Consider the following 25,196-nt stretch of genomic DNA (forward strand, 5'->3'; position numbering starts at 1 on the left):
CGTCGGGAAACTGCACTGGGCAGTGCTTGCCAAAGTCGTTGCGTGTCACTTGATCTCGGGCGCACGAAATCGAGTGAAGGTTGTCGATGAGATGAGTATCCGCGCGCGAGCAGCACCGGATAAGGCTCGGACGGGCGCGCAATAGAGCTGGATGAACGGCTACGGGTACCCGTTCTGCTATGGTCGATCGAGCCGTCCGGGTTCGCGCGAATAGGGGTTCGGCGCAATACATTTGGTGCCGTGCAAAACTCGGGGTTTCAACTTCGTAGAACGGTAGGGTGATCGAGCTTTGACAACGTCATACGCCTCCCAGAGCCGGTTCACCGACCCGCGCGCGATGTCGTGGTGGTTAGACGACGTCCCCGCCGACCTGGCCGGGATCCATTCGGCCGCCACGGGGCTCGTGTTCCACTACACGGCGAACGGCGACATCACCCAGCACGGGTTCGCCGCCAAACGGGTCCGCGAGATCGACCTGCGCTACGCCGACGACCTACTCACCCGCCTCCATGAACTCAGCTCCGCGCCGCCCGGCAGTGACCGCGCGCCGACCGACCGCGTCGTCGGTTGCTGCCGCGACTCCACCCTGCTGTTCATCGCGATGGCGCGCCATCACGGCATACCGGCGCGCGCACGCGTCGGCTTCGGCAAGTACCTGATGCCGGACTGGACGATGGACCACGTCGTCGCCGAGGTGTGGGACGCGGCCGAATCCCGTTGGCGGCTGGTCGATCCGCAGTTCACCGAGCACAAGATTCTCGACGTGCTCGACGTGCCGAGGGACATGTTCATCACCGGCCCGCAAGCCTGGCAGGAATGCCGATCCGGAGTATCGGACCCGAGCCGGTTCGTAGTGTCGCCGGATCGACCGGAACCGTTCATGCGCAGCTGGCCCCAGCTGACGCACAACCTCGTCCAAGACCTCGCGGCGTTGAACAAGCACGAGATGCTCCTGTGGGACATCTGGGGACTGCTCGATGATGAACCCGAAGACACGGATGAGCTCGCCGTGAAACTCGATGGGCTTGCCGAACATCTGCAGTCCGCGGACCTCACGTCGGATCAGATCGCGGGCCTGTTCGACGACGTCACCTTGCGCGTGCCGGAAGCCGTGACAACCATCTCCCCAGCGGGACTGGCCCCGGTCCGCGTCCTCTTGCGCACCGCCTGACCGATCCGCTGCTCCGTCCTCGCGTCGAACAGGCCCTGAGCATGGTCGGCCGAGCTCGCGGGACGGCTGGCGCGGGGCGGTTATCGCCGAGCCGTCCGGTCCGCATAGATCACCGCAGCCAATTCGGCGGGCAGCCCCGGAGCATCCGTGCCGGCCCGAGCACGCAATTCCCGCGGGAGCAGCGTCTCGAGAATATGCGTGTGGATCGGCACCGGAACCTCGACGCGTCGTCCGGCGGAGACGACCGCCCCACTGAGGTCGAACAGTTCCGAGGGCCGTCCGGCCGCCATATCTCGCTGCATGGAGGCGACGCCGAGCGGCGGAAAGCGATCGAACTGTCCGAGCGCCGTATCGATGTCGTCGTCGGTGACGGCGACACCCGAGCCGCGGGCGACCAGCGCGACCTCCCGCATCGCCGCCCGCAGCAGCCGTATGGTCGGTTCGTGGGCGCGGATCTCGCCCGCGGTCCGGCCGGCCAACGTACCGACACCGGCGAATGATCCGGTGAGCATGAGCTTGCGCCACAGGGTCAGCTCGAGATTCGGTGACACGATCGCGTCGACACCGGCTCGGCGGAATGTCGCGACGACGGCGTCGAGTCGGCTGGTCCGCGCCGCGTCGGCCGTGCGGTACGGCGCCAGGTCGAGACGCGGTGGGCGACTGGAACAGTGGAAGACCCCCGGGGCGCTCCGCTCGGCGATCATGACGCAGGCACCGACGACTATCGCTGCCGGATCGATCGACTCGGCCACGTGATCGCCCGTGGCCAAGCCGTTCTCGGTGGTGACGACCAGCGTGTCCGGGCCGATCGCCGCGGACACGAGTGACGCCACGGAATCGAGCTGCCAGGTCTTGACGCACAGCACCACGACATCGAACACGTCGACGGCATCGGCGTGGCCGATCACTTCGACACGGTGCACACACTGCCGACCTGCGTCATCGACCAAAACCAAGCCGCGGTCCTCGATCGCCTGCCTGGTCTCGCCGCGCGCGACGATCGCCACGGAGTTCTCCGGCTGGGCCGCGAAAATCCCTGCGAGACAACCACCGACGCCACCCGCACCGACGACCAGGATTCTCATCCGCTACCCCTGAGCAGCGGTGCACTCGCGAGCAATGTCTCGATGCTCTTGGCGCCCTCGGCGATTCCATCGTCGGCTTCCAGTTGCCCGTGCAGTTCCCTGAGATTGCTCCGGTACCGCGCCGAATCGAGGGTTTGCGCGACGAGATCGTCCAACGAGGACTCGGTGTCCTGCAGGTATAGGCCGAGTCCCAGCTCGGTGAGTTTGCCCGCGTACAGCGACTGCTCGTGATTCTGTGGAAAGCCGATGATCGGCACGTCGGTCAGAATGGCTTCCATCATCGAGCCCGTACCCACGTGGCTGATGAACACATCGCTGCCCCGCAGCACCGCGATCTGCGGAAACCGCGGCCGCACATCGAAATTCGCGGGTATGGGTCCGAGTTCCGCACGGTCGACGGCGTATCCGATGGACATGGCCACGTTGAGATCGCGGTCACCGAGTTCGCGCAGGCAGCGCCGGAAGAACGTCACGTTGTCGTTGAATACGGTGCCCAACGAGATGTACACGTTCGGCCGGTCCGTACTCGGCGGCTGCCAGGTCTCGGTTTCGGTGTGTCCGGCGAGGCTAGGGCCGATGAACTGAAAGGTGTTGTCCAGGTGCTCGATTCCGATCTGGAAACTACGCGGGATGGACACCAGGTTCAGCCGGTCGGCGCGCGGCACGATCCACATGTTCTCCGGTGGCGAGATCCCCGCTCGACGCCAGGTGTCAGCCCGCTCGGTCCGCTCGCCGGGCTCTGGCTCGAACGCGCCGTACACCCCGGCGAAGAGCCGATCGTCGACCGCGAAGGTCGGATACAGTCCGACCCGCGGCACCGTCAGGGTCTCCGCCAGGCCGTAGCCGAGGTGGGAGATGAAGTTCACGCACAGCACATCCAGCGGATCGGCACGAAAATGCTCGGCCAGGCGGGCGAGGTCGTTGTCGAGTTCGAAGTTCGATTCGGCGGTCGCCGCACCGAAGGCGCCGACCTGTCCCCCGCGCTCGTAGGGATCGCTGAATGCCTTGCCGTAGCTGGAAGATCGGATCAGGGACGCGCCAGCCGCGGTGATCTGGTCCGCGAAATCGTTGGTGCCGATATAGGTGACACGGTGCCCCCGCGAGGTCAGCGCGCGAGCCAATGCCAGCGACGTGATGAAGTGACCCGACCTGGAGGGCACCGCGAATCCGATGTGCGCCGCATGCCCGCTCATCGTGTCAGCTCCAGCTGTGCCGCCGCTTCCGCGAGAATCCGCTGGGCGGTATCGGCGGACATGGTGTCGGGAAACCAGACCAACTCGATGGACAACCGGTCGGCGTAGGTGTTCACGAAGTAGCACCACGGCGGCACGCCACCACCCTCGGTGAACCCACGGACATCGGTCACGGTGACGGCGCCGGCCGACAGATCGGGGAGCACACCCATATTGGAGACACCGGAGACATCGACGGCCGGATTCCATCGATCCGCCGAATCGACCGCCTCGAATCCGAGCACCCCGCTGGTGAGATCGCGGGTGAGTTGCTTCTGCAGGGCGACCGCCAACGGGAGAACCTCGCTGTCCGGCGCGACCATTCCGCGCGACCAGGACGAGCCGACCAGATTGCGCACCTCGGCCGACGCCACCGGCGGGATCAGTACCTCGCGCAGATCGACATAGGTTCGGATCGCCATCGGCAGCGCACCCGCTTCACCCAGAAACCTGCGCTCGGCGAGTAGGACTGCGGCACAAACGATCCCGTGCACCGACGGGTGCCCCTGCGCCGCCGCGTCGAGCACTCGTCCGGTCACCGCCTCGGTCAGCCGCACCCGATGCCGACCTGCGAGTGTGCCGGGCTCGAGTGCCACGGTGGCGAACGGCTGGCTACGGCGGCGCAGCACCTCGTCGACCTCCGCCTGTGGCACCGCGGCGAATCCGTGTTCCCGCAACACCTGCTGATCGCTGTGCTGCAGCCGAGGCGCGCGTATCTCGGCGGACGGGTCGGCGTAGCGGTGCCACAGTCTGGTGAAGACCTCCACACACAGCCTGCCGTCCCAGATCGCGTGGTGGGCGACCAGGGCGACGAGATACCGGCCACCGGATCCGATGATGTCGAGCCGAACCATATTGCGCGCCTTGTCGACCGGCGGCGCGGGCTGATCCCAGTAGATGTCGCGGTCAGCCGTCGATACCGACGTCGCGGTCGTGGCACCGGTCACCAAGCGAGCGCCGCCCTCATCCGCGTCGACGAATCGGCAGGACACCACCGGGTATTCGAGCGCGAGCGCGTCGTACGCCGCGCGCATCCGGTCGACGTCCAGCGCGCCTTCGACGGTCGCCGCGATCACGACCCGGGCGTCTCCGGCCAGAAAGTAGCGTTCGCCGGAGGACAAGTCGGCCAATTGCACAGATGCGATGTGGGTGTTCATGTCATCCTTCCGCGCAGCCGATCCCGGCGATCGGTCAGGCGATCCCATCGGCGATGCGTAGTCCATTGAGGTACGTGCCCTCGACGGCATGCCCTTGCAATGTCTGGTGGAACGGGGCGAAGGGCTGGCCGGGGTCGGCCACGCCGGTCCAGTAGGAATCGGCGGCGCAGACGTCGTGGCCGCTGGCGGGTGGGCGCAGTGACCAGAATCCGAGACCGAGTTGGTCGGCCGCGTCGTGCTGGGCGGACTCGACGGCGTCGGAGAGCTTGTGCGCGTAAGCCGAACGGCTCTGCGGCCACGGGATCGGGACGCCGACGACATGGGTGCAGATGAACGGGACGCCGACCGGCGGCAGCGGGTCGGGATAACTGACCAGTTTGATGGCGGCGTTGGGCGCGGCCGCACGGATCGAGCCGATCAAGTCACCCCGTAATCCGGCGGTGAGCCGGTGGGCCAGGTTGGCGCCGGTGATCGCGTTGGCATCGATGTAGAGGTTGGGATCGGTTCGATCGTCACAACCGCGCACGATGTCGATCATGCATATCGCCATCGTGTAGACGTAGCTGGATTGCTGACCGGCGTACCAGTAGTCGTTGCCGCCTATCTGAATGGTCACCAGTTTGGTTGCGGGACCGAGCATCCCGTCCACGATCGACTGATCGATCTGGGTGCGCAGGTTGTTCACCGGCTCGATATCCGTCGTCGCGGACTGACACGCGTAGTCCGCCCAATCGCCTGTTTGCGGTGCGCCGAGACCCCACGCGCCCGCCAGGATCGACGGCCAGTCGTAGTTCGTCCGCGCGCACACCGCCGGATTCGGCGGCGGAACGGTTTTCGGCTGTTGCTGAAACTCCGGCAGACCGAACGGACCACCACCGCCGCCATATACCGCGATGGACTGGCTGTCGCCGAGGGCGACGTACCGAACGCCGCTGCCGTCAGCCGAAGCCGACGGCAGCGGGGCGGCGACGATGCCGGTCACCGCCAAAGCCGCGACGGCGGTCAACCGGATACGCGAGAAGTTCATCGGTGTCTTCCTTCCTCGACTCATGGCGGTGCGGATCGGCGTCAGCAGCCCTGGTTATCGGGACCCTCGCCCGCCTGCACCGTCACGGAGACCTGTCCGGCTCCTGGACAGGACTCGATCCGCAGCTGTCCACCGGGTTCCGACACGCGGCGACCACCGGCGACCTGGACGTGGTAGCCGCCGGGGTACTGGCGGAACGGCGTCGCGATCACGGTCTGCGCGCCGGCCGGGAATCCACCGTCGCCGGTGGCCCGCGCGGTGTTCCAGGAGTAGTCGAATTGCTTTGTCCCCGGGTCGAACCGCCACGGACCCGGGATACCGGAGGTCAGTTGCGGGTACGGCCGCGCCAGTGCGTCGAGCAGGCTCGGATTGACGGAGATGGCCTGCGCACCGGAGTCCGCCGAAATCGTCGCCGGATCGCCACCCAGGTAAGTCCAGTGGAACCAGCCGACCTGCCGGTTGTCGAAGATCGCCGCGTTCTCGGTCAGCGCTTCATGGGAACCGGTCGCGCCGAACTCCGTAGCGACCGCCGGTGTTTGCGTGGCGTCGGAGTAGCCCTGCGCTTGCGCGGCGCTCGCGTCCCACTGCGGCCCGCAGCCGATACTCGTGCCGACGAAAGCCGCCACGACGCAGTAGGTATTGAACCCGTAGACAACGTTCCAATCCGGCGGCGCGCCCAGCTGCGGGTTCGAGCCGAAGCTGGACGTGATCAGCCCGCCCAACCAGATCGGGGTAACCGGGTCGGACGCACGAATAGCCGAGGTGACGTCACGACCGAACGCCTGGATATGATCGACGGCTGCGGGCGGGCACGCATTGACCAAGCACGGCAGAAAAGCGGACCCGGCGGGCGGCTGGTTGAGCGGGCCGTATCCGATGATGCCCGCGACGCCGGAGAAGTATGCCGCCACATGCCGCCACATCGCGAGGAAACGATCACGGATACCGACACCGTCCGGACCCGGGCGATTGTTGTAGAAGTTCTCACTCGCCTGCCAGTAGGCGGTGTTGGTGAGCGCGCCGCTAGCGGGATTGCCGGGGACGCTGGGGAATCCGTCCTCGATCGACGCCCAGTCCGGCGCGCCCGAACCACCGTATTTGGCAGACCAGAGATCCTGATGGAACTCGAGGGCGGTGCCGATGCCACGACCATTGAGCATGCCCACAGTTCCGGCGATATCGGCGAGGTAACCATCGTCGTACTGCCCCGGTTGCGGCTCCACCGCTGCCCAGAACAACGCGAGCCGGGCGGCGTTGAACCCCTCGTTGGCCAGCAGGTCGGCGTCCCGATCCCCGAATCCGCCCGCGGACGGGCTGTACGGGGCACGTTTGACCGCGACGTTCTCGCCGTGCAGGATCACGACACGACCGGCGCCGTCGACCATCCACTTTCCGGCGTGGCCAACCGAACCCGCGACCGGCGTGCGTGCCAAGTCCTGTGCCCCCGCCGCACCGACACCGGCCACCGAGGCAACCACCGCGCAGGCCACGGTGCCGAGGATCACCCCGGATCGCACCATCGACTTCGCCCTCGGTCGAAAACCAGCTGTCATCGCTTTCCGCATCGAACACCTCACCTCTGCCCTCCGATGGATGGACTCGGACCGACCCGGCATGCATGAATCTTGTTGCGGCAGTACCACATCAGCAGTTCGTCGGCCCGGGATCAGCACCGTTCACCAATCCGATCAGCCACGGCACCGCGCCGACCGTGCCGAGCGCGGTCAACGTGAAGTGCTCCAGCGCCGCGACCCGGTAGTACCGCACGTTCCCGCCGGTGGCGCAGTAGTTCCGCACCACCGGGTCCATGCCGATGTCGGCGGGCACCACCTGATCGCTCATGGCATGCCACAGGAACAGCGGGACATCCGGCGTGTTCCCCGGCCTGCCGAAGCTTGCCTCGTTCAGCGGGTCACGGATATCCGGATCGGCGAACGCCGCGCCCGGGTCGATCAGGCTGGCACCGATCGGATGCCGGAGCACGATGTCGTTGGAGGAGTAGGTGCAGGTACCGCTCAGCAGCGCGGCCGTCTGCTTGCCCTCCGGCGTGAGGTGGCGGTCCAAACCCGCCCACACCTGCGGGTATTCGCGCGCCAGGCCGAGCAGCCCGACCCACAACCAGCCGCTGTACAGGCCACCGGCCGGACTCGCCGCGTACGGCGCCAGCGCGACCTTGTCACCGGGGACGCCGCCCGCGGCGACGCCACGGATCGCCAACTCCGGCGCATAGTCACGGTGCTGTTCCGCCGCGGACAGGGAGGCGTTACCACCGCCGGAGTACCCGTACAGCGCGACCGGCGAGTTCTCCAGCCCCAGGCCTGCGCGCTGGGTGGCGCGGATCCCGTCCAGCACCATCCGGCCTTCGCTCGGCGCGTCGACCGCGCTGTACTTTCCGTTGAAATCCGTCACCACCAGCGCCATACCCGCCGCGAGCAGCGGCGACATGATGTACATCTCGTTCAGCGTGCCCAGTTGCAGCTCCTGGGACGGATTGCACTGCGGGGCAAGACCATCGATGATCGCCTGGTACGAAATCACCGGACGCGCACCGGCGGCCGGAACCCCGGAAATCAGGACCGACGTGGCGGTCGCGATGGGGTTACCGTGCGAGTCGGTGCTGCGGAACAGGATCTGGGTGGTCTGGATCGGCACCGGTATGACGGCCCATCTGGACTGCACGACCCGGGTTCGGATCACATCGCCGTTGTTCAGCGCCGCCAGATTCGGCGGGTCGTCGTACCAGGGATCGCCGTCCGCGACGAAGGTCACCGCGCCCGGCGGTGTCGGTGGATCGGCTGCGGCAGGCAACATTCCCGACGCCACGATCGCCAGCGCCGTGACGGCACCGGCGACCACGCGACCTGACAACTTACGCCGGGTACGGGAGTACGAGCACACATTTTCCACCGAAGCTCCATCCAAACGAGGGCATGGACCTATATTGTGCAAATGATCAGCTACGTGCCTGTAGAGACATTACCAAAGGCCTCCTCCAGCGCAGCAAGACTTTTTGTGTCGTTCAACATACGTGTCATTTACGTAGCATTCTGGTGACTCGATTCATTTAAATTACTTTGGCATCAGAAAGGACATACCGTGCACTCATCGCGAATGCGACACCGAGCCCCCATCGGGTTTACCATGGCCGTTGCCGTGCTGTGTGCTGTTTCATTCGGCCTCATGCCGGATACAGCCTCGGCCGACGACGGTTTCGCACCTGGCGGCCGACCGTTGAGCGATGTCGGCGAGCCCGGGCCACACCCCACCGCCGAGACGATGTCCATACACGATTGCGACTCGTCGGCCTGGGGACAGTTTTGGAGCAACCTGTTGCAGAATAATCTCGGAAATCACGATAAGTTATCTTGTAGCAATGAATTTCCCTCGGGGACTGAGAATCCAGTCGGCGTAGGCCTGTTCTACCCGTCGGACATCGCGACGATGGATCGCGTTCCTGCGATCATCTACGCGCCCGGGATCATGGCCGATCCCGCGTGGTACGCCGCCAGCGCGCGGTATTGGGCCAGCTACGGATACGTCGTCGCGATGCCGCACGACCTATGGAACTCGACGACGGAGATACCGCTGATGGCGGCGCAGACCCTGGCGGGCGCCGCCAATGATCCGAGCAGCCCGCTGCGCGGCAAGGTCGACCTCAGTCGCGTCATCATGGCAGGGCACTCCGCGGGCGGCAGCGCGACCGCGTTCGGCGTAGTGATCCCGCCGGACGTCTATCACCAGATCGACCCGGCATTCCGCATCATCGGGACGGCTCCCACCGAGTCTGCCCCCGTCGCGGCGGGCTTCCTGTTCGATGTACCCACTCTGTATCTCACCGGCTGCGCGGACGCCGTATTGTGGCACTGGTATCTCATTCGGTGGCTGGGGTATCAGACGGCGCTCCGGGCCCCCGCGTACCTGGCATGTGTCCGGGGCGCCAACCACAACACTCCGATGGACGGCCCGGCGACCAACGCGTTCGCGCCGCTCACCTTGGGCTGGATGCAGTACCTCACCAAGGGCGATCAGGAAGCGGCCAGGTACTTCACCGGGCCGCAGTGGTCGCTGCCCGGCGACCCGCGCGTCGAGTACGCCTTCCGCAACAACCTCGCGGACGCGCTGCCGCCGCCCGCCTGACCTCGACCCGGGGCGCTATCGCTCGATGCGGCGTGGGTTCGACACGTACGGACCGACCGCCACTCCGATCGATCGCCCCGAGCCATTGTACGAAAGCCCGCTCCGGCGCACATCGGCGCGGCGCACCGCCTGGACACCAGCGGTGAGCCGGTCGAGGAACTCCCGAATCCTGGCTTGCGCGAGGGCGGTACGGGGGAAGCGGGTCCGCAACGACAGGCCATCGTCGGTGCGGCTGAACCACATCTGCACGTCGTCGGCCTGCCCACCGCGACTCAACTGAACACAGTTCCGCGGTGCCGACGCCGACCCTGGATACCGGGATCCGCCGGGCAACCTCCGGTAGTCGACGAACGAGACAGTGAACAGGTCCGCCCGATTCAGGCGCAGGTCCGAACCCATTGCTCCGAGTAGCCGGGCAGGCGGAACCTCAGCGAGCACTCTGCCCGCGCGGATCGAATCATCGGCGGCGCGGGCCGACGCGGTGAAATCGACGGCATCGGTGTCCACGACTATCGGCGCGTTACCCACCAGCCACCCGAAAACATTGTGCAGCAGTGGTTCTCGCCTCGTATGCACCGGCGCGAGCAACAGCGTCCGTGCGCGGCCGGATTGCCCGGCGACGGCCTGTCCGACCACGGCCAGCAACGCGGCGAATACCGAGTACTCGTCATCGTGGCACCGCAGTTCGAGCGAATCGGCATCGGCCGCATCGAGAATCGTCCGGACGTCCCCGGCCATCGGTGCGGTGGTGCCCGGCGCGAGCCCGAGGTCGTCCGGAAAATGCGGTACGTCATTCCCTGCCTCGCCCAGAAAGTCGCGCCAGCGCCGCAGGCGCGGGTCGTCGCGCGATATCTGCGTCGCGGATTCGGCAGCGCAGTACGCCAGGAAGCTGCCCGCCGCGGGCAGCCGCGCGGCCGCGGTCCGCGCCCCCGGCCTGCCGCCCGCACGAGCGGCGCGATACAGCTGATCCAGCTCTGTCGCGGCGACAGTCATCGACCAGGCATCGCAGACGGCGTGGTCGAAGGCGCACACTACCGTCGAGCCGCCGGGTCGGCTGATCGCCGCGAGTGTGTAGGGGGCGAACCGGAACGGGTCGCAGGCTTCGTCGAAACGGGCGCCGAGCACCGTACGCAGCTCGTCGGCGGTGCCGACCGGCACGTCGGGCCGTGCCTCGAGCCGGATCCCGGCGCCGACCCGCATCGACACCGGCCCCGGACCGTCCGCGCGCACGAAGCCGCAACGCAGCGCATCGTGGCGGGTTGTCCAGACAGCGAACGCGATCTCGAGCGCGCGGCGGTCGATCGGCCCCGGGACATCGAACATGACCGCGAGCCATGCGGTCCGCGCGGCGGCAAGGTGCATCAGCTGATTGCCGGTCGGCGGCACCGGCGAGTCGACGAGCTCCGAATCCGCGAGCACGGTCCATTCGAGCACCGTGCCCGGCACCGCGGTCCACTGCTCGAGGTAGCCCAGTCGCATCAGGGTTTCCGCGCGGGAGCGACGGCATGAAAGTCGCCGGTGTGCGCCACATCGTGTACGACTCTTCGCAATTGGCGCACGTAACCACCCGCCGATTCGCGCGCGACCGCGGTGTCGGGATGCTTCACCAGAATCACCGTGTGGTGCGCCTCGCGACTGAACCAGACCTGGGCAACCGGGCCGAGCACGCTATCGGTGGTGAGCGAGTGAATCGAGTGGACATCCGGCATGGACGCGATGCTGAACCTGCGATAGTCCAGGTACGACACCATCGGTGGGGACGCGAACGATGCCAGCGGGGCGCCCGAGGCACCGAGCAGTCCCAGGATCGGTACCCCGATCAGGGGTTTCAGCCGGTTGAACGCACCCGCCGCTTCCTTCGCGGCGTGGGTGAACAGCGCGTCTCGACCGACCGTCAGACCGATCGGCAGATAGTTGACGAACCAGCCTTGCGCGGCGTGATACGCCGGATCGGTGCGGGCGCTCACCACATGGAAACTGTGATGGCTTGTCCGACCGGCGAATTCGAGGTCGGTGATGGCGAGCGCGGCCAGCAGGCCCACACCGAACGACGCGTCGTTGGCCCGGCACACCGCCGCGAAGGCGTCGGCCTCGTCCGCATCGAGAATCGCCAGCCGAGTGTCCGTTCGCGCCGCCGTCTGACCTGGTGCGAGCCCATAATCCAGGGGGAGCTGGCGGAACTCGTCGGCACTGTCGCGCAACAGCGCGAGGACTTCTTCGATCGCGGGTGCTTCGAGGTCCAGTTGCTCGAGCACTCGACTTTCGGCCCGGCAGAAGTCGAGGTGGCTTCCGGTCTCCGGTAGATCCGCGGCGGTGCCGGTGCTGTAGGCCCGATACAGCGCGTGTAGTTCAGTGAAGGCGAGCAGTATCGAGTAACCGTCGGTAGACGAGTGATCCATCGAAAAGAACAGCGTGAACTCGTCACCATGGTCGATCGCCCCGAAAACGAAGGCGGGCCAGCGCACCGGGTTCGTATCGGTGCGGAATCGGCGACCGGCCGCCACACGAATGTCCGCGCTGGCGGCGAACATTCCGGTGGATACCGTGGTGAAGGCGACGTCGGCGGACGGGACGAGGTGCCGCGTCAGCGCGAATCCGCCGTCCGCTTCCTCGACGGCGAACCAGCAGCGCAGCGTCTCGTGCCGCAGCACGAACGCGGTGACGGCCTGTTGCGCGGCGGCCCGGTCCAGCCGGCCGGTCATCGTGCAGACGCCCCCGAGCGACGACGCGGGCGCACCGCCGGCACGCTCGGCTGCGAGCTTGTTGCGAATGTGCGACTGCTGTAGCAACGACACCGGCGCCGGGGAGACTGGCGCGCGCCGCGCCGCTTCCCGGCTCTGGGTGACCGGGACGAACTCGACCAGCTCGCCACCTCGTGGCGTCCACTCGCCGACCGTGATCATGCTGATGTCCTCGACGCGAGTCGTCACCATACGAGTTCTGTTCCTTTCGCCGCGGCAGCCTTGGTTGCGGCCGGAAGGCGGGCGTCGCCGCGCTCAGCGAACTCGCCGAGCAGCGCGCGCAACCGCACCACGATCCGCTCGACTTCGCGGGCCGCTCGCGCCGTTCGCGGATAGCGCGCACTCAGCGTGACCCCCGACGGCCCCCGCACCAGCCAGAAATAGAACTCGTCCGACGAGTAGCTGCGGCTGCGCACGCACCGAGCGTCCCAACCCGCCCAGCGGTCAGCGTCGGGTAGCGAACGAATGTCCATGTAGGACAGCAGAAAAGAGGTACGGGGCCGAGTTCCGAGCAGTTCGCACACCCGGGGAAACGGAATGTCCGCGACGCCCTGGCAGCGGCGCAGTTCCTGCCCGGCCAGCTCGATCAGCCGACCGAGCCCGGTGACTCCTGCGCTGTTGAGCTGGAACGGGCGGAGCCCGACGAACCAGCCGAAGGCATGCACCCACGCCGGATCTGTCCGGGTGTGCACCGGCAGCACCGTGCGAAAGTCGTCCGCATCGGCGAGTTCGTCGGCGGCCGCGGCGAACGCGGCGAGCAACGCGGCGTTGAATCCTTGTCCGAGTTCGTGCGCGAACAGCGTGACCCCCTCGGCCTGGTCCGCGTCCAGCAGATCCACGGCGAGGTGCCGTTGCGCTACCCGGGCGGTGGCGGCCGGGCGGCCATCGAGAGGACGGGCACTGATTCCCGTCCCCAACGTCGGTGAACCAGTGGACGATTCGCCGTTCCGGGACGCCGTGGCGAAGAACTCACGCCACACGCCGACCGCGGCGTCGGCCGCCGTTATCGCCACCGCGGCAAGCCGTTCTCGTTCGCCGAAATCGAGATAGCTTCCGACAGTCGGCAACGGCGCGTCGATTCCGCTCGCCGCGCGATAGAGAGCATGCAGTTCGGCCGCGACCTGCACGACCGAGTAGCCATCCATCAGTCCGTGGTCACCGCCGAAAACCACGGTGAAGCCGTCCCCGTGATCGACGGTAATGAACAGATAGGCAGGCCAGCGCAGCGGCGACGTCGATTCGTCGAGCACCCGCTGGATGTGCAGACGCGGCGATCTCGCGGCCCGCGCGGCTCTCGTCTCGCGGCGACAGGTTCGGACATCCCCGCGGGGCAGCGTGTAGCGAGTGCTTCGGCCAACCTCGATGGCAACGTGAGTCCGCAGTACCTCATGACGATCGATCCACCTGTCGACGGCGGTCGCCCATGCCCGCTCGTCGAGCGCGAGATCGAAACGGAATACCTGCCCCAGCCAGCTCTGCTCGGGAACACGCCGTCGGCGGCGGTCCAGGACGTTCCGCAGGTGCTGTTCCTGGTTGAACGAGACGGCACGCGGATCCGGCGGCCAATCGACCCACTTCGTCGCCGAGGTCGGTAGCCACTCCACGATCCGGCCGACGGGAATCGAGCATTCGGCGAGTTCGGTGAACTCCATACGCACGCCCCTTCCCTCGATCTGCTCGACCGAACCGGACACAAGACTGCAATCAACACACCGCGGACCGTTCGGATCAATATCGGTCGCGGCTCGAGCTCGGATCGACCTGTACCGACGTCGCAGGTCGGTGATTTCGAGTTCGACAGGACGCCAAACTGGTAACTAGAAGTATACCGAATATGCACAGCAGGAAGGTCGAGACATAGCCATACCACACAAAGCTATCCAGCGTGAACTTCCGTTCACACCCATGAACGCATCTACCTCAGAGTTTTGACGTAAATAGCGTCCAGGACCGTCGCGAAACAACCAACGGGTGGAACAGCATTCGTATTAGCCAAACATTTGCCTTAATAGGCAGCATAAAGCAGCATTCTCGTTACTGGCGCGCGGCTCGAGGTCGGACACGGTCGAACAGGAGTCGCAAACCACAGCAGATGACGTAGATCAGCACTGGGAACCCGGCGATACGTTCCCACAAACCGAAATAGGCGGATCCGCCGACACGGGCCAACGTCAACACCATCGCAATGACTGCGATCGTTCCCCCCGCGACGCCCAGCAGCCCGAGCCCGCGGGCGTACCCTGCGCGCAGCAGAGCGACGCCGAGAATGATCATCGCCGCCTCGCCGCCGATGATCGCGATCAGAGAGCCGAGGACATGCGGGCCGGCGCGCACGTCCTCAGGATTGACTACCACCACCACCATCCCCAAGCCCGCGAGCACATACAGGCCCACTCCGATGCGCGCGGTGCGAGATGCCGGAAAGCTCTTCGCGAGCAGCAGTGCGCCCAGTGCCATGCATACGCCGGTGAGCAACCACGAGACATTCGCGGTCCGATGCCACGGCGAACACACCCACGTCTCGACGGAGTCGGAATAGCGGCAGGTCGCCGCACCCAGATCACTGATCGCATTCCGTGCCCAGCTGTAGGGCGTGGTCCATCGACTCTGCACAACCAGCAGCACGACGAAGTACTGAATGACGGCGACCCACAGCAGCGCGCCGACGGTCACCGCCGGACGGTCGCGACGATCCACCTCACCGCCACTGCTACTCGCGGCGGCCGGTTGAGACGTTGTCGTGCGCATCGTTCTCCTCGCTGCCGGGGCCGGGCTGCGTGCAGCCGAGCCTTCATCGACTTCTGGATTCGATCACTGACCTCGCCGGTCGACAGCCAACCCGACGAGCCGCACGGGTAGCCGTGCTGATGCTATCGCTGCCAGTGGTTCGCCAACGGCGACCACGCGCCCGGCAACGCCGGTGGAGTACGCCGAAAGATGCCGTCCGCGCATCGGCATCGAATCTAGAACACGTCGCGCAGGGTCTCCAGGAGGCGGGCGATGTTCGCCTCGTCGCGGCGGTAGTAGGTCCACTTGCCTCGCCGGGTGGCGACGACCAGCCCGGCTTGCCGCAGCATCGCGAGGTACTGCGAGGTGGTCGACTGCCCCAGACCTACCCGCCGCTGGATGTCGGTCACGCAGACACCGATCTCGACGTCGGCGAACTCCTGGCCGGGGAAACTCATCGGATCCTTGAGCCACACCAGCATCTGACGGCGGGTCGGGTTGGACAGTGCCCGGAACACAGCCAGCAACTCCTCCTCCGAGAACATCTGGCGATCGTAACTCACCGACATATTGACGATTCGCGATATATCGATCTAAGGTCGGCGCATGTCGACTTCGATGCGTGTGGTGGAACTCGTCCGTTTCGGTGCCGCGGACACCGCGTTCGCCACTCGAGACCTGCCGAGACCCACTCCCGGACCCGGCCAGGTGCTGGTGCGCGTGCTGGCCACGTCCGTGAACCCGCTCGACCTGCAGACCCGGCGCGGCGACTACCGCGACCAGGTACCGCTGCCCGCGGTGATCGGCAACGACGCGTCCGGCGTGGTGGTCGAAACCGGCCCTGGGGCAGGCGATTTCGAGCCGGGCGACGAGGTCTGGTACCTGGCGCCGATCTTCGCCGGGCAGGGCACCTACGCCGAGTTCCACGTGGTCGACCAGGCCCTGGTCGCCCGCAAGCCCGCACAGTTGTCGCACGTCGAGGCTGCCGCTCTGGCGCTCGTGGGGGTGACGGTGTGGGAGGCGCTGGTCGAACGCGCCGGGGTGCGGGCCGGGGAACGAGTCCTGGTGCACGGCGGAGCGGGCGGGGTCGGCTCGATCGCCGTCCAGGTCGCCAGTGCGCTGGGCGCCGAGGTGGTAACCACCGCGCGGGCAAGGGATCACGAGTTCGTCACCGAGCTGGGCGCCGACATCGCGATCGACTTCTCGGCCGGTGACTACGTGCCGCAGGTCCGCGCGCTGGGCGGGGTGGACGTCGTGCTGGACACGGTGGGTGGGGACACCCTCGCCCGCAGCCCGGAGGTCCTCGCCGACCGCGGCCGTGTGGTGTCCATCGTGGACATCCCCGAACCGCAGAACCTACTCGCCGCGTGGGGCGTGAACGCGACCTACCACTTCCTCTTCGTCAGCCCCGGCCGGGCGAAGCTCGAGGCCCTCGGCAAGCTGGTCGACCAGGGCAAACTCCGGCCGGTGCTCGGCGCCGTGCTACCGCTGGCCGACATCGCACAGGCGCACACACTGCTGGAAGGTGGCACTGTCGGCGGACGACCGCGCGGCAAGATCGCCATCGCTGTCACCGATCCTGCCCGTTCTGCGGCGTTGCGCGGGAACCGATTTGGGTGAGCCCCTGGTCGATGAACCGGATCATCCAGTCGAAACTGTCGTCGGTGTCTTCGCTCCACTGGAAGCCATTGGACGTCTGCAGCGTGGCGAATCCGTGCAGGGCGCCGCGTAGCGCGCGCATCGCGTGCACCATGTCCTTCTCGTCGATGCCGTAGCCGTGCAGGACTGCTTCCAGGGACTCGATTATCCGTGAACCTGCGTGCAGCATGGGATCTTCCGGTCCGGTGTACTCCTCCCCGATGCTGGCGGCGTAGCGGCCTGGATGCGCGACAAGGTAGTCGCGGAAGGCGTTGGCGAACGCGGCCAGCGCCTCGGTTCCGGAGCGACCGTGCATGGCGTCGCGGACCTGCTGGTCGAGTTCGGTGATGGCCAGGGTGGCGATGCTGTGCCGCAGGTCGGCGAGGCTGTCGATGTGCTTGTACAGCGATGGGGTGCGCACTCCGAGCCGCTCGGCGAGCGTGCCCAGTGCGAGGTTGGCGAAACCGACGTCGTCTGCGAGAGTTGCCCCGGCGGCGACGACGTCGGTTTTGCTCAGGCCCACCCTAGGCATGGTGTTCCTTCAGGAATGGCAGGATCACCTCGGCGGTCCGCTCGGCGGCGTCGAATTGCGGGTAGTGTCCGCTGCCGTCGATCACGGCGAGGCTGCCCAACCCGGCCGGCAGCGCGGCGACGATGCGTTCGCCTTCGGCCTGTGGGCTCGGGAAGTCAGGGTCGGCGGAGCCCATGATGATCAGCGTGGGCTGAGTTACGTTGGGCACCTGAGCTTCCGCGTCCGCGGGCGTCGACTTACCGGTCTTCATGAACTCGGCCATCCGGCCCGGCTCGCGCAGCTTCGCCGCGACCGCGGCCAGGTACTCGTCGTAGTCGGCGGGCTTGACCGGAATGGCCACGCTCAGGTACTTCAACCACTGGCCGACGCTCTTGAAGATCATCGTGCCCATCAGCGGCAACATGCCGCGCCGGTGGCGCGAGTTGGTGAAAAGCGCTCCGATATCGGTCTTTTGGGTCAGCGTGAACGGGTTGATCTCCACGATCGCGCGCACCAGGTCCGGCCGCCGCGCGGCAGCGATGGTGGCCGATCCGCCTGAGAGCGAGTTCCCGACGATGACCGCGGGCCCACCGCCCAGCTTCTCGATGACCGCGAGCAGATCCTCGGCCACGTCGGTCCGGCTGATGGCCTCCTTGCCGGTCACCGAGGCCCACTGCATGCTCGACTCGCCGTGGCCACGCATATCGGTGTTGACCACCCGGTATCCGGCACCGACCAGCAGCGGGATCAGCTGCCGATAAGCATGCCGGTCCAGGCCCATCCCGTGCGACAGCACCACCAGCGGGCCGGTGCCGATCTCGTCGTACGCGATCCGGCCGCCGTCGATGTCCACATACTGCGTCATGGTCTTACCCTCCGAGAAAAGCTAACTTCGTTAGCCTTAAAGCTAATAGCATTAGCCTCGGGCGTCAACCCTTCGGACGCGGATTCGGCGGTGCGACGTCATCGACGTAACCTTCGTACAGTGTCCATTCCACATTCGCCATGGGCCCTTCCACACGGTGAGCCCGTCTACCCGCCCCGGTTTGCCGTTGCCCGCGCCAAGACACGACGGGAGAGGCCTTGACCCGAAACATCGGTGTTGGCCGGGCGGACTCCACCAGAACTGGCAAATCCGAAGCGATCGGCTATCGCGCGGACCTGGACGGCCTGCGTGGACTGGCGATCGCGTTGGTGGTGGTGTTCCACGTGTGGTTCGGTCGGGTCTCCGGTGGTGTGGATGTCTTCCTGGTCCTGTCCGGGTTCTTCTTCACCGGACTGCTGATCCGCCGGGCCGAATCGAGCGGATCGGTGGGCGTAGTTCCGACACTGCGGCGCACGATTCGCAGACTGGTTCCCGCCATGGTGGTTGTGTTGGCCGCGATCGTGGCCGCAACCGTGGCCTTGCGCCCCTACACCCAATGGTCGGACGTGGCCGCGCAGACATTGGCCTCGATGTTCTACTACCAGAACTGGCGACTCGCGTTGACGTGGTCGGATTACCTGGCCGCGGATCCATCGGTAAGCCCCCTGCAACACCTGTGGTCGATGTCGGTACAGGGCCAGTTCTACCTTGTCGCCCTCGTCGTGACCGCGGCTGCTGCCTGGGTGTGCCGTCGCATCGGGCGAGCACGGCTGCGGCCCGTGTTGGGCGGGGTGGTCGTCGTGGCGGCTGTCGTGTCGTTCGGTATCGCGACCATCGGGACGGCGACCCATCAGGGCTGGAACTACTACGACAGCTTCGCCAGAGCGTGGGAACTACTCGTCGGCGCGGGCCTGGCTATCGCCGCCCCATATCTGCGTCTGCCGAAGGCCTTACGAGTCGCTCTGGCCGGACTCGGCCTGGCCGGAGTCACGCTGTGCGGATGGTTGATCCTCGATGGTGCCAACCGCTTCCCAGGTCCTGCCGCCCTGCTGCCCGTCGGTGCCGCGGCGGCGCTGATCATCTCGGGCAACAATGTCTCCGCCGATGAGCGTCCGCTGTTCAATCGGCTCTTGTCGACCCCTCAGGTCCGCTGGCTCGGCGACATCGCCTACCCGCTGTACCTGTGGCATTGGCCGATCCTCATCTTCTATCTCGCCGAACTCGGCCACCCCAGTGCCGGACTGCTCGGCGGTCTCGGCATCATCGCGGCGTCCGTGGTCCTGGCCTGGGCCACCCACCGAGTCGTCGAAGAACCGTTGCGACTGCGCTCGCAGCGCACCGATATCCCGAATCACTCGGTGCCGGCTCGGCGCACCGCCACCGTTGTCGTGTGTGTCGCGGCCGTTCCGATGATCGCGGCGACGACCATCTGGCATGTGGCGGTCGGATTCAATCCGCCCCAGCAGGTCGAAGCCTTGAATCCCACCATCTACCCAGGAGCAGAGGCCCTCGCGTCCGGTGTATCGGCACCACACGCACGAATGCGGCCAACGGTTTTCGAAGCACCCGCCGATGTGCCGCCACCCAGCATGGACGGTTGCATCGCTGACTGGGACAACGCCGAGATCATCACCTGCACCTACGGCGACCCGAGCGCCGACCGAACCCTCGCCGTGGTCGGCAGCTCGCACGCCGAGCACTGGATACCGGCGCTGCAAACATTGGCAGACCGACATCCCTTCCGCATCCAGGTCTATCTGAAGATGGGCTGCCCGCTCAACCTCGCCGAGGACGCGATGTACAAGGGCGAACTGATCCCCGATTGCCGCGAGTGGTCCCAGCAGGTGATCGAACAGCTCGCCGCCGATCGACCGGATTGGGTGTTCACCACCGGTACCCGGCCGCGCGACGACATCGGTGACGAGACGCCGCCCGAGTACCTCGACGTCTGGTCGGCGCTCGGCCAACGCGACCTCAATGTGATCGCGATTCGAGACACACCGTGGCTTCGGAGCGACGGCGTCCGATACAAGGCCATCGACTGCTTGGCCAAGGGCGGGGATCGAATCGGCTGTGGAATGACCCGCACGGATGCACTCGATCCCATCGATCCGGAGTTGGAGCCTGCCGCCGCGTTCCCGAACGTCTTCCCGGTCGACCTCACCGACGCGGTCTGCGAGACCGCGGTGTGCCCGGTCTCCGAGGGCAATATCCTCATCTACCACGACGAACATCACCTGACCGCCAGCTACTCTCGCTCGCTGGCCGACGAGCTGGGCCGCCAGCTGCAGCCGCTGCTCGGTTGGTGGTAGCCACCGCCGTGAGATCTCGATCCGCACCGTAGTGCGCGACATTCCAGCTGCGCGTAGGTTGTCAACGATGTCGTCGGTGTCTCGGAGGTGGGTTCGATCGTGGTCGGGGGCGCCGCTCGTCGAGCCCGGAGACTCGCCGTGGCAACGGTGCTGGCGATCGTTGTCGGCATAGCCGGACACACCGCCACCGAACAGGCCTTCCCCGCCGCGATAGCCTTCGATCCGGCACCAGCCAGCCCGCTGCGCATCGCTTACGGCACTTTCCCGGACACGTTCGGCGACCTGTATCTCCCCACGACCGGAGTCGGACCATACCCCGTAGTCGTGCTGATCCACGGCGGCGGATGGTCGCAGAATCGAACGCTCGAACACGTTGCGCCGCTGGCATTGTCGCTGGCCCAACGGGGCGTCGCGGTGTGGAACATCGAGTATCGGCGAGTCGATGGCGCCGGTGGATGGCCTGTCACGCTCACCGACGTCGATGACGCCCTGACGGCCCTCGCCACCATCGTGAACCCGAAGTCCGGCAATCGAATTGATCTGCAGCGGGTCCATTTGGCCGGGCATTCAGCGGGTGGGCAATTAGCGGCGTGGGCGGCCGGACGGCACACCGGGTTCACCGACAACAGGCAAACGATTGCGGCAGTGCGTATTCGGAGTGCCACACTGATGGCGGCGGTGCTGGATCTGGTATTCGCGGTGAACAATGGACGCGACGGGTTCGTGCGCAAGCTACTCGGCGGCCTGCCGGACGATGTTCCCGACCACTATCAGCTGGCTTCACCTATCGCGCACCTACCCCACGGAGTACGGATCAGCGCCCTGCACGGCGACCGGGATCGTGTCGTTTCACCTGATCAGAGCCGACGCTATGTCTCCGCCGCCACCAGCGCGGGCGAGTCCGCGGACCTACAGATCCTCGACGGAATCGGTCATGGCGAGTTTGCCGACGTGACGTCACCGGCGTGGCGCGCCGCACGCGAAACCATTCTCGACCATGCGGCAATGCTCCGCTGAAGCGTGACCCGTCGCGTATGGCCCCCACTTTCTGGGGCACGGGCTGGCGTTAACACTTTGTTCGAACATTTCCGGAGCAGGGAGTTTCGGGCAAAGCTACGGCGAATTGCATTGATTTGCAGACGATTACACAGATCCGTGCCGACGCGTGACGTAACGGGGACTGACCAGGCCCGATGTGCAGCTTGCATACCGAACGATTGCAGTAACCGAACTCGAGGGGACCTCATGCGGATCAAGTCACTGATCGTCGCCGGCTTCGCGGTGGGCATCGCCATCACCGCCAGCGGTTGCGACTCAACCTCGATGCCCACCCCGGCGACCCGAACCCCGCTGCCTTCAGCGCAAACCGGGCAGCCCACCCAACCGGGAAACACGAGTGAGCCCGGCGGCAGCGTCCCCGCGACCACCGCCGCCCCCGAGACCACCGCCGTGCCCACGACCAGAACCGTCGTCGCTGACCCGCCGTCGCCCGCCGACACCGCGCCCCCGAAATGCATAACCGCCCAACTTCGCCTGGACAAGGGCGTCGGCGGCCCGATCGGCGGCACCTGGTTCCTGAGGTTCATCAACTCCACCTCGCGAACCTGTGTCCTACAAGGATTCCCCGGCATCTCGCAAACCAACGGCCCCACCGGTGACCCGGTAGGCGAACCCGCCGTTCGAGACCAAGGCCCGGACGCACCCAAACCTGCCCCGGTCACACTCCCCCCAGGCGGCGCAGCCCAATTCGAATTCATCTCCTACCCCAAGCAAATCAACGAGTGCGCCGCCCTACGCACCAACACCCTGCGCGTCTACCCGCCCGACAACACCGAATCACTATGGCTCCCTTGGGACAACCTGATCTGCCCCAGCCCCCAGCGCATGCTCGTCGTCCGAGCGATCACCCCGCTGTAGGCCCTGTTTCCTTCCGTCGAATGGGTGCGGCCATCCCGCTCCTGGGAAACCACAGCAAACCTCTCCCGTGCCAGACCGTTGCGGTTGCCGCAATCCCGGCCACTGCGGCCGGGAGCAACCCGCGTACGCGCGGGCCGAAAGTTGCGTTGAGCCGGTGACCGTGCCGCACTGAACTCATTCCACGCGCGCCCAGCGGCTACTACTGGACGTTCGGTTTAGGCGCCTCCGACGCCCCATCCGAACCGTGGCGTTGGTCCCCACCGCCCGGGGCGTTATTGCTGTTGCTCGGCGGGGAGCTCGGGGTCCGCGATGTGTTCGTTGACCTCGGCACGCTTGTCGACGGCGTCGATGACTTCGGCACGCTCGTCGACGGTGTCGAACTGCTAGTCGTCGGCCGTTTTTCGGTGTCGCTGCCGTTCTGCGGGGTCGTGGTCGTCGGCACCCGGCTCTGACTTGGCTCGTTGTCTCCGCTCGTCGGCGGTTGCTCAGGCTGGCCACCCCCGCCACCACTCCATATGTGGCCGACGGTGGTGACGTCGTCGCCCGAGATCGACTTCCCGATGGCGCCCTCGAAGCCGGTGATCGCCAGAATCGCGATGACGAACCCCACCACGCTGGTGCCGATGATCAACGGCCAGCGCAGGCTGTACCGGCGACGTGCCTGCTCTTCGCCGGTCCCGGCACCCTCGACCGGCGACTCGCGATTCAGCCGGGGAATGAATACGGTGGGGTCCCCGTCGACGGGCCGTCCGGCACTGATTCCTGGCGCCGTGTGGTACGTGGGATGTCGCTGCCCCCACGGGGTTTGGTACCCGGCACCGGCTCCTGGACGCACATCGTTCCTACGCCCTGCCTGGTGCGGCGCGCTCGGAGGGTAGCCGACCATACGCTGTCCGGACACCTGCCACGGTTGCTGAACCGGCCCGACCTGCTCCCGCGTACTCGAGTCAGCCCGCGCCAGCGCCATCTCCTTGGTGCGCTGCGCCGCCTCCTTCGTCTTGCGCATCGAGCGCAGGTACAGCTCACCACCTACCGTGGACACCACGCTCGCGATCCCGGCACCCGCCACGGTGCCGGCCACCCCCAGCGTCGATCCCAGGAAAGCCGCAGTGACCGCCGCAAGCGCTGCCGCGGTCACCTGCGACGGTTTGAGGCCGGCCTTTTCCTCAGAGGTGCCTTTCTGCTCTTCGCTCATCATCCCGATCTGCTCGCATTGTTACCGCTTCGATTCCGCAACGTTATAAGCCGTGCGGGCAACTCCGCTCATTGCCGGGACTACCTGTGACACAACACATCTCGGTCCCTTAACTCGCATAAAGTCGACCTAACAATCCGATTATGGCGACGAAGCTGAACGATATAGGCGACAAAGTTGTCCACTCCGGCCGGCAACGTGAGATCCCAAGTGCCGCAACACGCGCGCGTGGGCGCTGCGGCAAGCCGTGGTCAGCGTGCACCGAACATCTGAGTCCACCACGGTCCCGTGTCGAGCAACGAATTTCCGCGCCCGGTAGTGCCTTTCAGGGCACCGATACCAACCGATGTCCAGGAGCATTTGAGCAGTTCCTCCCGGTGACCCGAACTGCTCATCCAGCCCTGCATGGCCTCTCGGGGGTTACTTGCTCCCAGGGCGATGATCTCCGAGACCTCACCACGGTAGCCTTGTGCCTTCGCCCGATGCTCGGGGTAGGGGTGGCTGGGATCGGGGCTGATGTGATCGAAGTACCTTCGGTCGCGCATTTCCTGGTTGTGCAGGCGCGCGGCCCGGGTCAACCGCTCATCCAGTCGTAGTGGCTGACAACCCTTCTTCCTTCGCTCGGCATTGGTGAGGTCGAGGATCTGCTGCTCCCACGCCGTCGCACCCTCCCCCGGGTCCGGTTTCGTGGGTTCCTCCGGTTTCGTCGGCTCCTCGGGCACTTCTGGTTTTGTCGGCACTTCTGGTTTCGTCGGTTCGGGATCGCCGCCCGAACAGTCGGGTGCCGCCGGTTCGTCGGTTCCGGTGTCGACGAAGGCGTCGCTGATCCACCGACCGTTGTCGAGCTTGTCCCACACGTCGGTGGCAGCCCATTTGCCCTTGACGCGGTCGCCGCGAGCCGTGCACACGATCGTCACCCGGTTGCCGTGCCGAACTCGGCCGACCTTCGAACTCCGCAGACTCGGACCGGACCGCACATTGACCGGCCAGCGGCCATTCGGCGACTCGACGGTCCCCGTCACCGTCTCGTCCGGCTCCGCGGCGGCCGGGCCGACCATCGTTCCACCCGCGACAACAGCTACCGCGCACACCGCGCCGAACGCGGCCCGTGACCGCCGACCGACGAGCGCCCGCACCGCACTCCGCATCTTCAACCCTGTATTCATCGACATAGCCGCTCCCGCTGGACATTTGGCGATTCGATGGAGGTGACCACGATTCTCACAATTCTCCGTACTCGCTCTGATCCAGTTCCGATCAGCGTTGAAGCCACCTTGATCCACATGCTGATCAGTACCGAAGCGTAGAGGCCGATGACGCGTCTGCCGAGTTACATTAGGTCTCGGTAATGCGAGTCAAGGTCAGCCTGAAACCGCCACCGCGATCCAGCGGCCGGACCGTCCTGCCCACCGTGGATCCTGCTGATAATCAACACAATTCGTGGCAGCACGGCCATCGCGTGATCGAGTGATGCGCTTCGC

Annotated in this window: 21 protein-coding genes; 6 read left to right on the forward strand and 15 right to left on the reverse strand. The window is 66.2% G+C overall.

What is annotated here, in order from left to right; genetic code table 11:
* Nucleotides 1-289: 289 nt before the first annotated feature.
* Entirely contained in the window at nucleotides 290-1,171 is an 882-nt protein-coding gene (locus tag ACQPW1_RS29050; protein ID WP_433654927.1) for a transglutaminase-like domain-containing protein, read from the forward strand.
* Nucleotides 1,172-1,251: 80 nt separating this feature from the next.
* Here the strand turns inward: ACQPW1_RS29050 and ACQPW1_RS29055 are convergent, their stop codons facing one another.
* The 6 genes from ACQPW1_RS29055 to ACQPW1_RS29080 form a co-directional block, all read right to left on the reverse strand.
* Nucleotides 1,252-2,256 carry a ketopantoate reductase family protein gene (locus ACQPW1_RS29055; protein ID WP_433654929.1) on the reverse strand — a complete coding sequence of 335 codons (1,005 nt, stop codon included), beginning with the start codon at nucleotides 2,254-2,256 and terminating at the stop codon, nucleotides 1,252-1,254.
* Nucleotides 2,253-3,449, reverse strand: a complete 1,197-nt coding sequence (locus ACQPW1_RS29060) for a nucleotide disphospho-sugar-binding domain-containing protein (protein ID WP_433654931.1) — start codon at nucleotides 3,447-3,449, stop codon at nucleotides 2,253-2,255. Before ACQPW1_RS29060 ends, ACQPW1_RS29055 begins: the two co-directional genes overlap by 4 nt.
* Nucleotides 3,446-4,645, reverse strand: a complete 1,200-nt coding sequence (locus ACQPW1_RS29065; protein WP_433654933.1) for a phthiocerol/phthiodiolone dimycocerosyl transferase family protein — start codon at nucleotides 4,643-4,645, stop codon at nucleotides 3,446-3,448. The genes ACQPW1_RS29060 and ACQPW1_RS29065 overlap by 4 nt, the downstream gene beginning before the upstream one ends.
* A gap of 34 nt (nucleotides 4,646-4,679) precedes the next feature.
* Complete coding sequence (locus ACQPW1_RS29070; protein WP_433654935.1) at nucleotides 4,680-5,672, reverse strand: SGNH/GDSL hydrolase family protein; 993 nt, start codon at nucleotides 5,670-5,672, stop codon at nucleotides 4,680-4,682.
* Nucleotides 5,673-5,713: 41 nt separating this feature from the next.
* Entirely contained in the window at nucleotides 5,714-7,192 is a 1,479-nt protein-coding gene (locus tag ACQPW1_RS29075) for a cellulase family glycosylhydrolase (RefSeq protein ID WP_433654937.1), read from the reverse strand.
* Between the two features lie 124 nt (nucleotides 7,193-7,316).
* On the reverse strand, nucleotides 7,317-8,579 hold the full coding sequence (locus ACQPW1_RS29080) for a lipase family protein (protein WP_433654939.1): 1,263 nt from the start codon (nucleotides 8,577-8,579) through the stop codon (nucleotides 7,317-7,319).
* Between the two features lie 534 nt (nucleotides 8,580-9,113).
* On the opposite strand from ACQPW1_RS29080, the gene ACQPW1_RS29085 reads away from it, so the two are divergent.
* Nucleotides 9,114-9,809 (forward strand): hypothetical protein, encoded by a 696-nt coding sequence (locus ACQPW1_RS29085; RefSeq protein WP_433654941.1) that lies wholly within the window; start codon nucleotides 9,114-9,116, stop codon nucleotides 9,807-9,809.
* 15 nt (nucleotides 9,810-9,824) lie between these two features.
* Here ACQPW1_RS29085 and ACQPW1_RS29090 read toward each other — a convergent pair whose 3' ends face one another.
* The 5 genes from ACQPW1_RS29090 to ACQPW1_RS29110 form a co-directional block, all read right to left on the reverse strand.
* On the reverse strand, nucleotides 9,825-11,288 hold the full coding sequence (locus ACQPW1_RS29090; protein WP_433654943.1) for a condensation domain-containing protein: 1,464 nt from the start codon (nucleotides 11,286-11,288) through the stop codon (nucleotides 9,825-9,827).
* Nucleotides 11,288-12,742 carry a condensation domain-containing protein gene (locus ACQPW1_RS29095; protein WP_433654945.1) on the reverse strand — a complete coding sequence of 485 codons (1,455 nt, stop codon included), beginning with the start codon at nucleotides 12,740-12,742 and terminating at the stop codon, nucleotides 11,288-11,290. The genes ACQPW1_RS29090 and ACQPW1_RS29095 overlap by 1 nt, the downstream gene beginning before the upstream one ends.
* Nucleotides 12,736-14,202, reverse strand: a complete 1,467-nt coding sequence (locus ACQPW1_RS29100; protein WP_433654947.1) for a condensation domain-containing protein — start codon at nucleotides 14,200-14,202, stop codon at nucleotides 12,736-12,738. The genes ACQPW1_RS29095 and ACQPW1_RS29100 overlap by 7 nt, the downstream gene beginning before the upstream one ends.
* Before the next feature lie 382 nt (nucleotides 14,203-14,584).
* Entirely contained in the window at nucleotides 14,585-15,223 is a 639-nt protein-coding gene (locus ACQPW1_RS29105; RefSeq protein WP_433654949.1) for a DUF998 domain-containing protein, read from the reverse strand.
* A 290-nt stretch (nucleotides 15,224-15,513) separates the two neighbouring features.
* Nucleotides 15,514-15,822 carry an ArsR/SmtB family transcription factor gene (locus ACQPW1_RS29110; protein WP_433654951.1) on the reverse strand — a complete coding sequence of 103 codons (309 nt, stop codon included), beginning with the start codon at nucleotides 15,820-15,822 and terminating at the stop codon, nucleotides 15,514-15,516.
* Between the two features lie 61 nt (nucleotides 15,823-15,883).
* On the opposite strand from ACQPW1_RS29110, the gene ACQPW1_RS29115 reads away from it, so the two are divergent.
* The gene (locus ACQPW1_RS29115) at nucleotides 15,884-16,897 is read left to right on the forward strand and encodes a zinc-binding dehydrogenase (RefSeq protein ID WP_433654953.1); all 1,014 of its coding nucleotides are present in this window, start codon (nucleotides 15,884-15,886) and stop codon (nucleotides 16,895-16,897) included.
* Here the strand turns inward: ACQPW1_RS29115 and ACQPW1_RS29120 are convergent.
* Nucleotides 16,848-17,447, reverse strand: coding sequence for a TetR/AcrR family transcriptional regulator (locus ACQPW1_RS29120; RefSeq protein WP_433654955.1), 600 nt, complete (start codon nucleotides 17,445-17,447; stop codon nucleotides 16,848-16,850). The two genes, ACQPW1_RS29115 and ACQPW1_RS29120, sit on opposite strands and share 50 nt — an antisense overlap.
* Complete coding sequence (locus ACQPW1_RS29125) at nucleotides 17,440-18,291, reverse strand: alpha/beta fold hydrolase (RefSeq protein ID WP_433654957.1); 852 nt, start codon at nucleotides 18,289-18,291, stop codon at nucleotides 17,440-17,442. Before ACQPW1_RS29125 ends, ACQPW1_RS29120 begins: the two co-directional genes overlap by 8 nt.
* Nucleotides 18,292-18,509: 218 nt before the next feature.
* Here ACQPW1_RS29125 and ACQPW1_RS29130 point away from each other — a divergent pair, with 218 nt between their 5' ends.
* The 3 genes from ACQPW1_RS29130 to ACQPW1_RS29140 all read left to right on the forward strand — a co-directional run bounded on the left by ACQPW1_RS29130 (nucleotide 18,510) and on the right by ACQPW1_RS29140 (nucleotide 22,520).
* On the forward strand, nucleotides 18,510-20,603 hold the full coding sequence (locus ACQPW1_RS29130) for an acyltransferase family protein (RefSeq protein ID WP_433654959.1): 2,094 nt from the start codon (nucleotides 18,510-18,512) through the stop codon (nucleotides 20,601-20,603).
* A 138-nt stretch (nucleotides 20,604-20,741) separates the two neighbouring features.
* Nucleotides 20,742-21,620, forward strand: a complete 879-nt coding sequence (locus tag ACQPW1_RS29135; protein ID WP_433654961.1) for an alpha/beta hydrolase family protein — start codon at nucleotides 20,742-20,744, stop codon at nucleotides 21,618-21,620.
* A 228-nt stretch (nucleotides 21,621-21,848) separates the two neighbouring features.
* Nucleotides 21,849-22,520 carry a DUF4232 domain-containing protein gene (locus ACQPW1_RS29140; RefSeq protein ID WP_433654963.1) on the forward strand — a complete coding sequence of 224 codons (672 nt, stop codon included), beginning with the start codon at nucleotides 21,849-21,851 and terminating at the stop codon, nucleotides 22,518-22,520.
* A 199-nt stretch (nucleotides 22,521-22,719) separates the two neighbouring features.
* On the opposite strand, the gene ACQPW1_RS29145 is transcribed toward ACQPW1_RS29140, so the two are convergent.
* Nucleotides 22,720-23,715, reverse strand: coding sequence for a hypothetical protein (locus ACQPW1_RS29145; protein ID WP_433654965.1), 996 nt, complete (start codon nucleotides 23,713-23,715; stop codon nucleotides 22,720-22,722).
* A gap of 251 nt (nucleotides 23,716-23,966) precedes the next feature.
* Nucleotides 23,967-24,887: a CAP domain-containing protein gene (locus ACQPW1_RS29150; protein WP_433654967.1), complete on the reverse strand. Its 921-nt coding sequence runs from the start codon at nucleotides 24,885-24,887 to the stop codon at nucleotides 23,967-23,969.
* Nucleotides 24,888-25,196: the final 309 nt, after the last annotated feature.

Source organism: Nocardia sp. CA-128927 (assembly GCF_050955855.1).
Classification (GTDB): Bacteria; Actinomycetota; Actinomycetes; order Mycobacteriales; family Mycobacteriaceae; genus Nocardia.